This is a genomic window from Bacillus sp. 22-7 (assembly GCF_010628845.1).
Taxonomy (GTDB): domain Bacteria; phylum Bacillota; class Bacilli; order Bacillales; family Cytobacillaceae; genus Cytobacillus; species Cytobacillus firmus_B.
Genome location: NZ_NJQY01000014.1, coordinates 257,434 through 272,345, shown reverse-complemented (window position 1 = coordinate 272,345; position 14,912 = coordinate 257,434). Strand labels below are relative to the sequence as shown.

Sequence of the window (14,912 nt, the reverse complement as noted above, 5' to 3'; positions counted from 1 at the left end):
TTACGGGCAGTTTGACCCCCTTATCCTCCTTTGATTCCTCTGAATCTTGAAGCGGGGGTCTTACTGACTGTTAGACTGCGATAAATTTCCAGTTATAGCCAATAATCTGAATTGCAGATAGTTACACGGAACAGAGGGGGCTTAGCAGCAGCCCCTTGCCATGTATGTCCCTGCCTACTTATTCAAATACAACCAGCACATCGCCTTCATTAACAAAATCACCTATGCTGACCTTCACTTCAGCAACTTTCCCAGCAGTTTCGCTTTCGACTGGAATTTCCATTTTCATGGACTCAAGCATTAGTACTTCCTGTCCTTCATTAACCTCCTGGCCCGCTTCGACCAACACATTTAATACAGTACCTGCCATTGATGATGTAATTTCTTTCATTGTAATTTCCTCCTTTTAGTTAACGGCAAAAGCCTTCTGGGTTAGATAGGATGTAGAATAATTTCCATTACGGAAATCTTCATCTTTTAAAATTTCCTTAAATAACGGGGCATTCGTTTTAATACCTTCAATTTTCAGTTCATCAAAGAATTGCAGTGCATTTTTGATAGCTTCATCCCTTGATTGGCCATAGATAATGCATTTTGCGATCATAGGATCATAAAATGGGCTGACTGCCGTATTTGAAGCATATCCGTAATCTACTCGTATTCCCGGAGAATCTGCCCATTCAAATTTTGACAATTTCCCAGGAGAAGGCATGAAGCTTACAGGATCCTCTGCATACAGCCTAAATTCAATCGAATGGCCCTTCTGCTCTATACTGTTCTGTTCAAGTGGAAGCTTTTCCCCTCTTGCTGCAAGGAGCTGCCATTCGACAAGATCAAGTCCGGTTACTTGTTCAGTTACGGGATGCTCAACTTGAAGTCTTGTATTCATTTCAAGAAAATAAAAATTCTCCTGTTCATCTACAATGAACTCAATAGTACCGGCATTTTTATAATTGACTGCTCTGGCAGCAGTCAAAGCTGTATCATACATCTTTTGCTTTGTTTGCTCTGAAAGGAAAGGAGATGGTGACTCCTCCACTACCTTCTGATGTCTCCTCTGTATAGAGCAATCTCTTTCAAATAAGTGGACGATATTCCCATGATGATCACCAAACACCTGTATTTCAACATGTCTGGCATTCTCTATATACTTTTCTACAAAAACCTCATCAGAACCAAAATAAGCTTTAGCACGGGCCTTGGTTGAGGCAAAGGACTTAGCGAGCGCTTGCTCATTTTCACAGCGCACCATACCAATTCCCCCGCCCCCACCACTTGCCTTCAGCATGACTGGGTAACCCATATCATCAGCAAGCCTGCATGCTTCCTCGAGGGTGGAGGTTCCCTCTCCGCTACCGGGGACAACCGGCACTCCTGCTTCCTTCATTGTTTTGCGGGATACAATTTTATCCCCCATCAATTCAATCGTTTCCGGATCCGGTCCAATAAAAGCAATCCCTGCATCAATTACGGCTCTTGCAAAGCCGGCGTTTTCGGACAAAAAACCATATCCCGGATGAATTCCATCTGCCTTTTCCCTTTTGGCAATCTCTAGAATGGCATCTGTTTTTAAATAAGATTTACTGACAGGCGGTTCACCGATATGGAAAGCATATGTAGCTTCTTTAACAAATGGCAGGTCTTTATCTGCATCAGAATATATGGCAATAGTTTCAATTTCCATTTCACGGCAGGTTTTTATGATTCTTAAAGCAATTTCTCCCCTGTTGGCAATCAGAATTTTTCGCACAATCTGGCCCCTTTCTACTTGTATTAATCCTGCAATAATATATATTTCTACAATCTTCTGCTTATTTCCTGCTATTTTTGTAAACGCTTTCTGATTTTTATAAAAAAACTAAAAATATATTAAGTTTTCCATATGTGCAGAATTTTTTGTTTACTTGTTATATAATAATAGACAAAGAAGAAACCTTTCAACTTTAAGGAAGGTATTATAAAGCGTTTACATCCGCAGATGTCCTACACACCGATGGCTAAGGGGGAGATTTTATGAACTATAAGGTTGAAAAATTAAAGGTAAATTATAAAACTCTGGAAGAGTTTAAGAAATTTAAAGAGTATGGATTGCAGGAGCTTTCCATGCTTGAAGACCTTGAAGCTAATATTATCGAAAACGACAGTGAGTCTCCATTTTATGGTATTTATTTTGGGGATAAGCTTGTTGCACGCATGAGCCTTTACCAGATCGAAGCAAGATTCGACCGCTATTTCGAACCTGCACAGGATTATTTAGAGCTATGGAAGCTTGAGGTTTTGCCTGACTATCAAAACAAAGGCTATGGGCAATCACTTGTAGAATTTGCAAAAGGATTTGGACTTCCTATTAAAACAAATCCGCGTGTGAAATCAAAGACCTTTTGGGAGAAGATGGGATTTGAACCCGTTCATTATGATATGGAACGCGACCTGGGAGAGAATCCGCTTGCCTGGTTCCCTGCTGGTGTTAAAGAACAAACTCATTAAGCAGCTGTCTTCTACTATAAATGCATAAAAATAAGCGGACAAAATTCAGTCCGCTTATTTTTATTTATTTACAAGCATCTATTTCTCAACCTTTTCAGGCTTTATTTCGGGATTTACAGTAAAATTCAAGTTTTTGTGGCGGCTGACGTCCTTAAGCCCAACAAGCTTTCTTGCACTTTCCATAATCTCTACCAGTGCTTTGTAATCCTGTTCCAGCGTATTTAACTCATTAATTAATTTCTCATTTTCCGCAGCCAGGTAGTACATTTGCTTCTCCAGCTCCTGAATGCGTTTCAAAGCACAGGGATCTTCTGCAGGTGCAGGTTTCTGAGCATTCTCATATAAGGCTTTTAGAAAGCCGACTAATTCATTAAACTCGATTTTCCTATTAATTGCCTGAACTGTGTTTTCGCTTTTTTCCGCCTTTTCCTCAGGAACTGCATGAAGATCTTGTTCACTTCCAGCAGCCTGCGGGTTTTTCTTCATTTCTTTTCTCTGTTTTTTTGCCAATTCAATACCTGATTTATATTGTTTTCTTACATAAGAATTCCAGCGAAATCCGCAGGCAGCCGCGGTTCTGCTTAACTGTTTGCCAACTTCTTCAAATGCCTGAAGCTGAGTTCCTCCTTCACGTATATGACGGAGCACAACTTCTGCAAGAAGCAAATCTTCATCTTGAGACCAAGCATCCTGACGGGTTGAAGACATCAGTGTATCCCTCCTAGTGTTTTTCTTTATACATATGCCAATGCTAGAAAAGATAGACTGATATCATATTATAAAATGTAACTTTATTCATCCCCGCAAAGAATACGCTTATGGCTTATTCAGGAAGCTGTCAACTTTGGCATGGTGTGCTTCTCCTTCCCATAAAACCGAACAGCGGCGCACTTCCTGGTCAATTCTCTCTTCTAAGCCTGCATTCGCCCACTTATTTACAAGAAGATCTTTATAAGCTTCCAATACCTCACTCTCAAGTCTGAGCATTCTTTCCAGAAAACTCAGACACCCATCGGTTGAATCCCCCTGAAAGACTGAATGTACGAAACCTAATTCTTTTAATTCCCCTTCAGTATATAACTTCCCTTCCATCAGCATTCTCATCGCATTGGCAGGAAGCATCTTTTCCATAATAATGGAACCGCCGCCCCAGCCGGTTGTAATGGCTAAAGTTCCCTGAATGAAACCTGCTTTTATTCCTGCTTTAGCAATTCGGTAATCACATGCAGCAGCCAGCTCACAGCCTCCGCCGACAGCTGTTCCATTCAATATGGAAATAGTTGGTTTACGCAAGAATAGCAATTTTTTTAAAAGAGCAGCCATTCTGCTTAGCATTCCAAAGGCTTCATTTTCTGTCTTTAAACTGTGAAAGGAAGATAGATCCCCTCCTGAGCAAAAAGCCTGGTCTCCCTCACCCGTAATCGCAAGCACCTTAACTGATTGCTTACCAGCCATATGAATTACGGTCTCCAGACCATCCATAACCTCATAGTTTATGGCATTTCTTTTTTCAGGCCTGTTAATCCTGAAAATTAACAGTCCACTCTCATATTCTTCAATTATGTAAGGTTTCATGGGTGCCTCCTTAAACTTTGATTAAACTATTTTTAATATTAGCAAAAATATAGATAGTCTTGTACTTATAATGATTATATCGATGCTTTAAAACGACAAAAGCACAAGAACTAAGTTCTTGTGCTTTGTATCTAAAGGATTAGTCGTTAACTACTTCTTTTCCTTTGTAAGTTCCGCAAGCTTTGCAAACGCGGTGAGCAAGTTTCATTTCACCACAGTTTGGGCATTCCACCATACCAGGAACCTGTAATTTAAAATGGGTACGACGTTTTCTCTTCGCAGTTTTAGATGTTCTTCTAAAAGGTACAGCCATTCTTCCCACCTCCTTAAAGAGTATTAGAGGATGTCCATAGGAATTGGACAAACCCATTAAGAAAGTTATGAAGGCCAGAGCAAGCTGGTGTCTTCAAGTGCTTCTTGTTTTTCTTCCGTTATGAATCGGAAGAAGGATCATTCTGATCAAAAAATTGAGCAAGTCCGGCAAGACGAGGATCTACTTTATCCTGTTTATCCTGCTCATGAATGACCTCCCAATCCTTACCGGATTGCGGAGCTCCCTCTTCACTGCTGTCTTCGCAGAAAACTTGCATTGGGACTTCGAGTAAAAGGATCTCATGAAGGATCGGATTTAAATCAATCACATCCCCTTTTACCTGGTGAACTTCCTCTTCAGTCTCATAATCAGGACCTTTTAAGAGGAAAGTTTCAGTTGTTTCAACATTAATTGGATAATTTACGTCAACTAAAGTACGAGAACAAGGCAGTATTAAATGACCCTTTATAGTTAAATGAAAGGTCACTTTGGCAGAATCGATATCCGCACGGCCAGTCACATGCATTGGTGATGCACCGCGAATTTCCGGATTCAATTTCATGACCTCATCAGCATTGACAGTTTCATCAATGGGAAAGTCCTTGCTTCGATATTTTTGTAACTGACTTAAAGTCCATTTCATACGAATCACCCCAAGGCAACAAAGGTAATTATAGCCTTCCTATAATTATTTGTCAATATTTTTTCTTTACACTATAATGTAGCTAATATCATACTATTGAAGGCTTCTTTAGTAAAAGTTTTTTTGCGGGATTTAGAGATTTTGTTTACTGGGCAAGGCGCTCCCGCTTTTCTTTTAATACTTTTTCCAATACATATCTTTTTAAACCTTTTCGAGGAGTATGTCAATATGAAAGCAACAGGTGTAATTGTAGAATATAATCCTTTTCATAATGGCCATGCCTTCCATTTGGAGCAGGCCCAAAAAATTTCAGGCGCAGAAACCATTATTGCGGTCATGAGCGGCAACTTTCTGCAGCGAGGAGAACCAGCGTTAATTTCAAAATGGAAACGGGCAGAAATGGCACTAAAGGGGGGGGCAGATATTGTATTTGAACTTCCCTACCAGTATGCTGTTCAGCAGGCAGATATTTTCGCAAGCGGAGCAGTATCCATACTCGAAGCAGCCGGCTGCAGCAGCTTATGCTTCGGGAGTGAATCCGGCAATATGGAAAGCTTTCACCAAACGCTGTCATTTCTCGGAAAACATCATGCTGCCTACCAGGAAAGGGTCAGAGTACACCTTGATGCAGGAGTCAGCTATCCAAAAGCATCATCCTTGGCATTCCTTGATTTGAACCCTGAAGATGAATTGGTTGACCTTTCAAAACCGAATAACATTCTTGGCTTTCAATATTTAAATTCAGCCCGCAGGATCAATTCATCTATGCAGCTGTTTACAGTTGCAAGAAAAAGCGCAGGATATCATGACGAACAATTTTCTTCTGAATCTATAGCAAGTGCGACAAGCATAAGAAAAGCACTTTTTACCGGGAATGGAGAAATTGAAGCCATTCGCCAATATGTTCCGGAAACTACATATCAGGGTTTACTTCAATATAAAAAAGAGTATGGTGCGTTTAATCAATGGGAACAATACTGGCCATTTTTAAAATTCCGCCTGATTCATCTAAAGCCGGAACAGTTAAGATGCATTTATGAAATGGAAGAAGGCCTGGAGCATAGGTTTTTATCAGCAGCAATTCAGGCAGAAAGCTTTCAGCAATTCATGGAAAAGATCAAAACAAAGAGGTACACATGGACAAGGCTGCAACGGGCTTGTGTACATATCCTTACGAATACAGAAAAAACAGAGATGCCCAATAAACCATTAAAAGCCGAATATCTTCGTCTTTTGGGGATGTCCAAGAATGGCAGGAAGTATTTAAACAAGTATAAGTCTGACTTAAAGCTTCCGCTGATATCAAGAATTTCATCACACGCTGCACAGCAGCTGCATTTGGATATCAAAGCCTCACGAGTATATGCAATGGGCATAAATGCTCCTGAGGAACGAAATCTTATGCAGCAGGAATTTAACCAGCCTCCCATTATGGCTGACTAAATTCTGATGTGCCTTCTCTTTTCAAGACGAATAGCTGAAGATAAAAAAGAAAAGCCAGCGGCATCTCTCGATTGCCGATGGCTTTTTGCTGCCGGCTGCAAGTTTTTTTAATCCAGGTTTCTTAAATATTCCACTGCATCATCAAAAGTATCCACCGGAACTATTTTCATATCGGTCTTAATATCCCTGGCTGTTGCAGCAGCTGCTTTGTAATTGGAGTCTTCTGCACCATTTTCATTAGGCGCAAGGAAAATTTCTGCTCCTGCTTTGTCTGCTGCTACTATTTTTTGCTCGATCCCGCCTATTCTCCCGACTGTCCCTTCGGAATTGATTGTTCCGGTACCGGCTATTTTATAGCCTCCCGTCAAATCTTCTTTTATTAGCTGATTGTAAATTTCAAGAGAAAACATCAGTCCGGCAGAAGGGCCGCCAATTTCTTCACTGTCAATATTTACAGCCGGTTCGACCTCTATTTCTTTGTCGTCAACGAGAGTGATCCCCACGCCAGGTTTTCCTGTTTCCTCAAGTGTTATTAAAGGAATCGAGGTTTCCATCGTTTTATCCTGCCGTTCAAAAGTTAGTGTTATTTCACTGCCCTCCTGCTTATTGGAGACAGCGCTGATAAATTCATCTGAGGATTTGAACTCCCTGCCGTCCACTTTAAAGATGCGGTCACCTGCCTGAAGTTTGCCGTCAGCGGGCATATCAGGCAGCACATTAAGGACATATACGCCATTATAAAGATACTGAATGGGCAGGCCGGCTTTTTTATAGGCAGTTTCAATAGCAGCCAGTTTGGAAGTTGCCATCATATGAAGCTGCCTTACATTATACTCTTCATCTGTTTCATTTTCGGCCCGGATTTCTTCCACAGGATACAATTCCTGATACTTGCTGAATTTGGCAGCCATATATGCATATATATTCGCCCGGCCCATTCTTACAGTAGTCAGCATGAAGCTTCCTTGTTCTTCATAGCCGTTTTCCACCTCAATAATCGGTTCGAGTTCTTTTGCCATACCCGGCTTTGATACGTAATAAGGCAGATAATAAAACGAACTGGCCACAAGGATAACTGCCAAAATCAAGAAGGAACGGGTATAAAATTTGCTTCTCATGAATCAGGATGCTCCTTCCATTTAGTTATGTAATGATAAATACTGTCAATATGCTTTTTTGCTTCTTCTTCACCAATTTTGATGATTTCTTCAATATTTGTAAATGCGCGGGAGCTATACATTTCCACCCTGGGTTTAATCATAAAATCAGAAGCAATTTCCCGGTGACTGACAAGCTCCATCTGCATGATATCCAGACTTTGCATGATCACGTCATAGATTGAGGTGATTTCCGCATTTGTTTTTACATGTGAAACATCGATAGCGATGACGATATCAGCTCCCATTTCCTTAACAACTGACACAGGAACCCTGTCCACTACTCCTCCGTCCACTAGAAGACGGCCATTTAATTTTTCGGGCACAAATATACCCGGGATGGATATGCTTGCCCTAACAGCATCAGAAATGGGCCCGCTTTTAAAAACAATTTTTTCACCAGTCATTAAATCTGTGGCCACAACATTAACAGGAATATCGAGGTCCTCGAGGTTTTTTCCATGAGTAAATATACGGATCAGTTCCTTTACTCGTTTCCCTGCCACAAAACCCATTTTAGGAACTGTAAAATCTAAATAATACTTCCTTTTAAATGCTTTGGAAAGCTTATATAAACGATCAACATCCAGCCCCGCCCCATAGAAGCAGCCTACCATGGCACCCATGCTGCTGCCGGCAATATAATCAATCGGTATGCCGGACTCCTTGAAGACCTTGATCGCACCCAGGTGGGCGAATCCCCGAGCTCCTCCCGAACCAAGTGCCAAACCTATTTTCGGACGCTGCAAAAGACTCCCCCCCTATTAGCCAATGGCTGATTCGAACTTATGCTTATTCTATTCTTTTTATTTCCAAAAGAAGCATACAATAAAAATTTTCAGCTAAAATTCACATATGCCTGTACCTAATTCTATGGTCTATTTTAAAGTTCTATGAGTATATTGAGTTATATGGGGACAAGACTTGACAGCACAGACTTTATAGCAGTATACCTTTGTTCCGGATTCAGAAAAAACAAATGAAAAGGCCGGAAAAAAATAGATGCAAATGATTCTTTATTTTACCATTGTTTAAATTCATTTCACAGTCAGTACAACTTGAGGGAGGCTTGTCCGTGTTTCGTTCCAAATTAAAAACGGTTACTCTTGCACTCTCTGTAACCTTAATGGCCATCTCATTAATTTCATTTCCCCAGGAATCGGTTGATGCATCCATCAGGGGATTAGATATGTGGTGGGAAATCGTCTTCCCTTCATTGCTGCCTTTCTTCATAGTATCAGAAATGCTGATCGGCTTTGGTGTAGTTAAATTCATTGGAGTACTTCTTGAACCTTTGATGAGGCCTCTTTTCCGAGTACCTGGAGTTGGCGGGTTTGTCTGGGCAATGGGTATGGCTTCAGGCTATCCGGCCGGGGCAAAACTGACCGCAAGATTGCGGCAGGAGGGACAGCTCTCAAAAACAGAAGCAGAGCGCCTGGTTTCCTTTACTAATTGTTCAAATCCTTTGTTTATATTCGGTGCCGTTTCGGTTGGTTTTTTTAATAATGCCAAGCTTGGTGTGATATTGGCTTTGGCACATTATCTGGGCAATATAACCGTCGGTTTATTAATGAGGTTCTATGGAAAGAAGCCCAAGCAGCCTTCCCATGGTGCAAGGACGTCAAAACCATCTTTAAGGGCTGCCTTATCAGCTCTTCATCGGACAAGAATAAAAGATAATCGTCCGATAGGCAAGCTTCTTGGTGATGCAGTCATGTCTTCCATCCAGACACTTCTGATGATCGGCGGATTTATCATTTTATTCTCTGTTATTAACAAGCTCCTATTTCACATTGGAATCACGGCATTCCTTGCTAAAGGTTTAGAAGCCGTATTGTCAATATTCAGCCTGCCAGCAGAATTAAGCATCCCATTCATCTCAGGTTTGTTTGAAATAACACTTGGCAGCCAGATGACAAGCCAGGTTCAGCAGGCAACATTAATGCACCAGGTCATCATTGTCAGTTTCATACTCGCTTTCAGCGGATTCAGCGTACAGGCTCAGGTGGCGAGCATCCTGGCACAAACTGATATTAACTTCAAGCCTTTCTTCTTCGCAAGAATTGTTCATGGATTTGCAGCTGCATTTTATGCATTCATTCTTTGGCAGCCAATTTATGAACGCTATTACAATACAGAGCAGCCATCCAATGCCATTCCAGTCGGCTTCTTTGAGAAATACTCGTTTCTCGGTAAATTAATGGATGGATTCGTCTCATCCGGACCGATTATTACCATACTCGCACTTTCAGTTTATACATTAATGCTCGCCAGGCGTTTGGATAGGAAGTAACAGCAAAACGGGTACCTATCAGGCACCCGTTTTGTTAAACCCCATACAATCAGCAGGTAAGACATCTCCGCTGATTAATTATTGAAACTTGTTTTTTAGTGCTTTTTCAACAATGTCAGGAACTAGTTCTGATATGTCCCCGTTGTATTTTGCCACTTCTTTCACAATGCTTGAGCTTAAAAACGAATATTGATTGTTAGTCATAATAAAAAAGGTTTCCACTTCATCATTTAAGACTCTGTTCATGGATGTGATCTGCATTTCATATTCAAAATCAGAAACTGCGCGAAGGCCTCGAATAACAGCATTTGCATTTACCGATTTTGCATAATCCATCAGCAGCCCCTGAAATGAATCGACTTTAACATTCTTAAGATCCTTTGTAACTTCCTCTATCAGCTGAATTCTTTCTTCAACACTAAAAAGAGGGTTTTTTGAAGAATTATTTAATACAACTACATAAACCTGTTCGAATACCTTTGCCGCTCTTTTAATAATATCCAGATGGCCATAAGTAATTGGATCGAAGCTGCCTGGACAAACCGCGATGCCTCCCATTGTTATCCCCCTGTCATGTTCTTATTATGTATATTTTCCATTGCCATTCCCAGTATGTATTATTCAGCCCAGCTGTAAATAGAGATTGAAATTATCCCATAATTCTCATGTTTCTGCTGAACTAGTCTTCCAACAGTTTCAGGGAGCTCCACATCTGATCCATGTTCGCATAGAATCGTTCCCTGATCCGAAAGCAGATTATTCTCATCAATTACATTGAGAAGCTTAAGCAGCTGCTGCTTGCGGTATGGCGGATCGAGAAATATATAATCAAAAGCCAGATCTCTTTTTAAAATTGCCTTGAGTGCACGATCCGCATCATTTCGATATATTTCCGCCTTTTCTTCAAAATCGCAATTCCGAATATTTTCATGGATGGTCTGAATGGCCTTTCCGTCCCTATCCACAAAAATGACCTTCTCTGCTCCTCTGCTCAGAGCTTCAATGCCAAGGCCGCCGCTGCCTGCAAATAGATCAAGCCCTTGGCCACCGTCAAAATAAGGCCCAATTATATTAAAAATAGCTTCTTTTACTTTATCAGTAGTCGGACGGGTTGAGCTGCCCGGAACAGCTTTTAATATCTTTCCTTTTCTAGTTCCCGATACCACTCGCATACGATCACCACTAACCTGCAATATTTCAATTTTCCACACTGTCGAAATGGAAAACTGTTTTTTTCTATCCTATCCTACCATATCTTACAATTTGTAGCCAACCGGCAATTTGTAAGCGAAATCATCCGCTGGAAAAAAATATAGCAGGATGTGTATATCCATAAGGATTGTGGAAATAATGTAATTAACAGCATCTATTCAAGGATGTTGTTGCCAACCGCGGAGAAGACTTACGTTTCCCCATAAGTTCTTCCTCCGGTTTCTCCTCTCCCTTTGCCTTCTATCCTGAAAAGGATATAGAAGGACCCTGCAGTTAACTGCAGGGCTTTTTATTTTGTATTTATTAAGGTACTGTTAGGGCGTCAGGTGAATCCCGCCTTCTCTTTCTTCAGCAGTCACTCCGAAAAGTGCTTTAAACCATTGGATTTCCATCCATACAGTTCCGTTTTGCCTGGTTAATGGATTCATAAGCAATCCATAATCTTCTTCATTATAGATAAAAACATTTTTATTCAAATAAAACCGATAACTGTTCTTCCCTTTTGACACAAGCAGCGTTTCCTCACCGGAAAGGACCTTGACTTCATATCCTAATGCCTGCATCGCGGCTGTAAATGGTATAAAGATCTTCCCATCCCTATATACTAAATTTATGCTCGCCATCTCAGCACCAGATACCCATAAGTTTTTTTCTTCCTGAAAATACAGCGGGGCAAGCGGTGCTTCGTTATTGATATTCATCGTGAAAAATTGTGTGTGAAGACCTTTAGCATTGCCTAAAAGCTTGTCCAGCTTTTCTGCATCCAGAGAATCCGCCTGGAATACATTAATAAGATAATTTTTTAGTTCATCTTCGGTCAACTCTCCCTGCAATTCCTTCAGGGCTATTCTTCCTTTCGTTGAGCCGGGTTTTAAATCCAATAATCCTGCTGCGAATGCATCAATAATCCAGTCAGGATAGCCATCAGCAAATTTTCTCTGAAACTGCAAAGCTATAAGCTTTTTTTCCAGCTCGCCAACTTTAATGTGTGGAGGTGCAATCAGGATATTTTCATCCATATATTCAGGATAGCGATCGGTAAGGATAATCGACATAAATGGAACATTCCCGATGTCATTCAGTTTTTTAAAATCCAAGCTGGCTGCCCGAAAACCTGCTGTGTATGCATCTGTGTTGTTTATAGCTGTCTTCAAAAGCGGTTCCGCTTGCCAGTAAAGTGATGTAACATTTCCATAGCCCTCGAAATAATAATAATCGATATGATCTAATTTCTTTTGGGCTTTTAGCTTGATTCCCGCAGCCCAAGACCCCTCTCTTTTGAAAGAATCCGAAATTGATATGGACAAGCCTTCAGCCTTTATTCCGGGGATTTTAACAAACCAATCCGTTAACAAGAATGCTTTCTTCTTTTCATTTATCGGTACAGTATACTCAAATATCATCTGATCATCAGCAGAAAAAAATGTATAATGACTTTCGTCTGCTGAATCACAGGCTTTTCCGGTTCCAGTTTTGCAATTCCATTTAAATAGGGTGTCAGGGATATCAAGCCTATATCCTTTTCGGGCAACAAGTCCGTTTAACTTTTGAGTGATTTTTAGCTCTTTCGGATGCGTTTCAACTATGATTTCCTGTGTAATCGCCCGGGAACTCTTCTTGGCAATCGCATGCTCAGAATAAGCCTGCCACTGCCACAGCACCATACCTGAAATAATTCCAGACAAAATTAAAAAAATAAATAAAGATGCCTTCCACATTGCTATGCCCTCTTAGTCATTTTTCTTTTAACCTAACAATACCAAAGGGAAGGTCATCAGTCACATTAATTTTTATAAATTTTATGATTTTTTTCCATTCTATTTTTATGCTGAAAATGATAAAGTATGGATGGACAAAAATCATTTAAAAGTGAATGCTATGAGTTTTAAGGAGGTTCTAATTTTGATACAGCGTTTTATAGAAATTGGCGAGGGATACTCAGATATTTATGAATTAATTGAAATTGCGCGGGCGAACAAGCATCGATTGTCCCACATGGCCGCTTTCCATACGAGCATCAATAATAGAGAAATGACATCCCTGGCAGTCATATTAAAGCCGACAGACCCGGGAGAATTTCAGCCGTTATATATTTGCCGTGAAGGTATTCCGAATCCAAAGTCAGTGCCAAATAAAAGGTATGATTTATTCGAGGACGCTGCGAAAGAAATGAATAAAGAAATTATTCAGCTGACAGTAAAGCCTTCTGCTATTTTTAATGAAAAGGAATTATATTATCAATATTTGATTGGAATTCTAAGGCTTAATCATTTTATTGCACCTTTGCATTAGATGAGAAAAAAAGGCATGAGCTTTTGCTCACGCCTTTTTATATTCCCATCTTATAATCATATTCTTTAGCCTTGTCCGGTTTGGAATTTTCAAATTCCGTTTTAAGGAACGGCTTATAGGATGGTTCAACTTTTTTAACAAAAGAATATGAATTTATCTTCTCCATAATTGTTTCCGTATCTGCAAGATCACAGTATAGCACTACATATTTGAGCCGTTTTGAAACATAATGAACATTTCCAAATCTTCTTAACATTTTTGCCTGCTTTAAAGAATAAAGCCATACGATTATACCTTGCCTTTGACCAAGCATATAGTTTTCCCCTTCAGTGATCGTTTGTTTTATTTAGTCTAGCATAGAAAAATAACTGTTTTCAATGGGAAGGTTCAAACTGCATAATTTATTTAAAAAGAAAAAACCAGCATTAGCTGGTTTTATAAACGATGCCTCGGAACAGAGTACTTACTCTTGTCTAAGAACAGCCACAGCTGCCTCCAGAACCGCAGCCTCCTCCGCAGCTTGATTCAAAGAAAGGATTGCCGGTGGGAACTTTAATGTGTTCGGATACAGAACGTCCTATCAGCATGCTTACCTCATCCAAGAGGGTTTGCAGGCCGGTCTCTGCTCTTCTGAATTCCGCCACATGGATATCCATGTCCATGTCGCGCTTCAGCTCTCTAATAGACATCATCACCCTCTTATACTCTGGATGATATTTGCCAAATCGCTGAACTTCTTCATACAGTTCTTTCATTTTGATAAAATCCTGTATCTTCCTTTGAGTTTCCCGGCTGTTCTTTAATTTATATAAACTTTTGCGGTAATGTTCCGCTTCCTCAGATTCTATAATCATCGCTGCAAGTTCGTCAGCTTTGTCCAAAATAGCCATTCTTTCTAATGTAGCAAGCAAAATAGCCCACCTCCGTTTCTTATTTTATCATGAAACGGTTTAAAGCTAAAGCAAGTAGACTAAGGGATCACCACAAGAAAATCTTTTTTCAAAGAGGCTTCAGCACTGTTGCCTTTAACAAGTTCCAGTCCGATTCGATGTTTTCCTGAAGGAAGCCCTTTGATAATAAAAGCAGCTGAATGGATTTCATCCTTCTTCTTTCCGTTAATATACAGGATAATTTTTCCTTTTTCTTTGCTGCTCTGCTTTCTAAAGGACACATCCTGCACAATACATTCAACAAAGACATCTTTTCCTTTTGTTTGATGTCTTACAAAAAATGGATCCCTGGCAGAACTTTCCATACCCGAAACTTGCAATAGCTGTTCTGCTTTAACTGCATTCACCGGAAAATTGGCTTCCGCTTTTGTTTCGGGCTCAGGAATATCTTTCTGGCACGCTGCAAGAACAAATATTACCAGCAATATAAAAATGTATTTTTGCCTTTTCATTATTTTACACTCCTTTAGGATGTCTTCCGTAACGCTCTAATAAAGTTAGTGTTTGCCCGGCTGCTTATTTTTACTCTATAAAGTGAAACTTCAAT

General features: G+C 40.2%; 18 protein-coding genes. 4 read left to right on the top strand and 14 right to left on the bottom strand.

The genetic code is table 11. The annotated features are described in order from the left end of the window. Positions 1-178 precede the first annotated feature (178 nt). Both CE058_RS12785 and CE058_RS12780 read right to left on the bottom strand, forming a co-directional pair. Entirely contained in the window at positions 179-391 is a 213-nt protein-coding gene (locus CE058_RS12785; protein ID WP_163143079.1) for an acetyl-CoA carboxylase biotin carboxyl carrier protein subunit, read from the bottom strand. A 15-nt stretch (positions 392-406) separates the two neighbouring features. Beyond that, positions 407-1,750, bottom strand: a complete 1,344-nt coding sequence (locus CE058_RS12780) for an acetyl-CoA carboxylase biotin carboxylase subunit (protein WP_163143076.1) — start codon at positions 1,748-1,750, stop codon at positions 407-409. Positions 1,751-2,013: 263 nt separating this feature from the next. On the opposite strand from CE058_RS12780, the gene CE058_RS12775 reads away from it, so the two are divergent. Continuing rightward, positions 2,014-2,487 (top strand): N-acetyltransferase, encoded by a 474-nt coding sequence (locus CE058_RS12775; protein WP_163143073.1) that lies wholly within the window; start codon positions 2,014-2,016, stop codon positions 2,485-2,487. A gap of 78 nt (positions 2,488-2,565) precedes the next feature. On the opposite strand, the gene CE058_RS12770 is transcribed toward CE058_RS12775, so the two are convergent. From CE058_RS12770 to CE058_RS12755, 4 genes are all read right to left on the bottom strand, one after another. Beyond that, on the bottom strand, positions 2,566-3,195 hold the full coding sequence (locus CE058_RS12770) for an RsfA family transcriptional regulator (protein ID WP_163143070.1): 630 nt from the start codon (positions 3,193-3,195) through the stop codon (positions 2,566-2,568). 108 nt (positions 3,196-3,303) lie between these two features. Then, positions 3,304-4,062: an enoyl-CoA hydratase/isomerase family protein gene (locus CE058_RS12765; protein WP_163143065.1), complete on the bottom strand. Its 759-nt coding sequence runs from the start codon at positions 4,060-4,062 to the stop codon at positions 3,304-3,306. 139 nt (positions 4,063-4,201) lie between these two features. After that, positions 4,202-4,375, bottom strand: coding sequence for a 50S ribosomal protein L32 (gene rpmF / locus CE058_RS12760; RefSeq protein WP_009791160.1), 174 nt, complete (start codon positions 4,373-4,375; stop codon positions 4,202-4,204). Positions 4,376-4,493: 118 nt separating this feature from the next. Continuing rightward, positions 4,494-5,018 (bottom strand): YceD family protein, encoded by a 525-nt coding sequence (locus tag CE058_RS12755; RefSeq protein ID WP_048011377.1) that lies wholly within the window; start codon positions 5,016-5,018, stop codon positions 4,494-4,496. Positions 5,019-5,246: 228 nt separating this feature from the next. Here CE058_RS12755 and CE058_RS12750 point away from each other — a divergent pair, with 228 nt between their 5' ends. Then, on the top strand, positions 5,247-6,461 hold the full coding sequence (locus CE058_RS12750) for a nucleotidyltransferase (RefSeq protein ID WP_163143062.1): 1,215 nt from the start codon (positions 5,247-5,249) through the stop codon (positions 6,459-6,461). 107 nt (positions 6,462-6,568) lie between these two features. Here the strand turns inward: CE058_RS12750 and CE058_RS12745 are convergent, their stop codons facing one another. Together CE058_RS12745 and CE058_RS12740 are read right to left on the bottom strand one after the other, a co-directional pair. Further along, positions 6,569-7,579, bottom strand: a complete 1,011-nt coding sequence (locus CE058_RS12745) for a SepM family pheromone-processing serine protease (protein WP_163143059.1) — start codon at positions 7,577-7,579, stop codon at positions 6,569-6,571. Beyond that, entirely contained in the window at positions 7,576-8,367 is a 792-nt protein-coding gene (locus CE058_RS12740; RefSeq protein ID WP_163143056.1) for a patatin-like phospholipase family protein, read from the bottom strand. Before CE058_RS12740 ends, CE058_RS12745 begins: the two co-directional genes overlap by 4 nt. Positions 8,368-8,693: 326 nt before the next feature. Between CE058_RS12740 and ylbJ the strand changes: the two genes are divergently transcribed. Then, complete coding sequence (ylbJ, locus tag CE058_RS12735) at positions 8,694-9,911, top strand: sporulation integral membrane protein YlbJ (protein ID WP_048011381.1); 1,218 nt, start codon at positions 8,694-8,696, stop codon at positions 9,909-9,911. Positions 9,912-9,989: 78 nt separating this feature from the next. On the opposite strand, the gene coaD is transcribed toward ylbJ, so the two are convergent. From coaD to CE058_RS12720, 3 genes are all read right to left on the bottom strand, one after another. Then, entirely contained in the window at positions 9,990-10,469 is a 480-nt protein-coding gene (gene coaD, locus CE058_RS12730) for a pantetheine-phosphate adenylyltransferase (RefSeq protein WP_048011382.1), read from the bottom strand. 59 nt (positions 10,470-10,528) lie between these two features. After that, positions 10,529-11,083, bottom strand: a complete 555-nt coding sequence (rsmD, locus tag CE058_RS12725; protein WP_163143053.1) for a 16S rRNA (guanine(966)-N(2))-methyltransferase RsmD — start codon at positions 11,081-11,083, stop codon at positions 10,529-10,531. Positions 11,084-11,437: 354 nt separating this feature from the next. Beyond that, the gene (locus tag CE058_RS12720; protein ID WP_163143050.1) at positions 11,438-12,841 is read right to left on the bottom strand and encodes a stalk domain-containing protein; all 1,404 of its coding nucleotides are present in this window, start codon (positions 12,839-12,841) and stop codon (positions 11,438-11,440) included. A gap of 184 nt (positions 12,842-13,025) precedes the next feature. Here CE058_RS12720 and CE058_RS12715 point away from each other — a divergent pair, with 184 nt between their 5' ends. Next, entirely contained in the window at positions 13,026-13,415 is a 390-nt protein-coding gene (locus CE058_RS12715; RefSeq protein ID WP_076261517.1) for a DUF7147 family protein, read from the top strand. Positions 13,416-13,452: 37 nt separating this feature from the next. Here the strand turns inward: CE058_RS12715 and CE058_RS12710 are convergent, their stop codons facing one another. The 3 genes from CE058_RS12710 to CE058_RS12700 all read right to left on the bottom strand — a co-directional run bounded on the left by CE058_RS12710 (position 13,453) and on the right by CE058_RS12700 (position 14,817). Next, positions 13,453-13,728 carry a YlbG family protein gene (locus tag CE058_RS12710; RefSeq protein ID WP_009330926.1) on the bottom strand — a complete coding sequence of 92 codons (276 nt, stop codon included), beginning with the start codon at positions 13,726-13,728 and terminating at the stop codon, positions 13,453-13,455. Positions 13,729-13,888: 160 nt separating this feature from the next. Next, entirely contained in the window at positions 13,889-14,326 is a 438-nt protein-coding gene (locus tag CE058_RS12705; protein ID WP_163143047.1) for a YlbF/YmcA family competence regulator, read from the bottom strand. Positions 14,327-14,385: 59 nt separating this feature from the next. After that, positions 14,386-14,817 (bottom strand): hypothetical protein, encoded by a 432-nt coding sequence (locus tag CE058_RS12700; RefSeq protein ID WP_163143042.1) that lies wholly within the window; start codon positions 14,815-14,817, stop codon positions 14,386-14,388. Between the last annotated feature and the right edge of the window lie 95 nt (positions 14,818-14,912).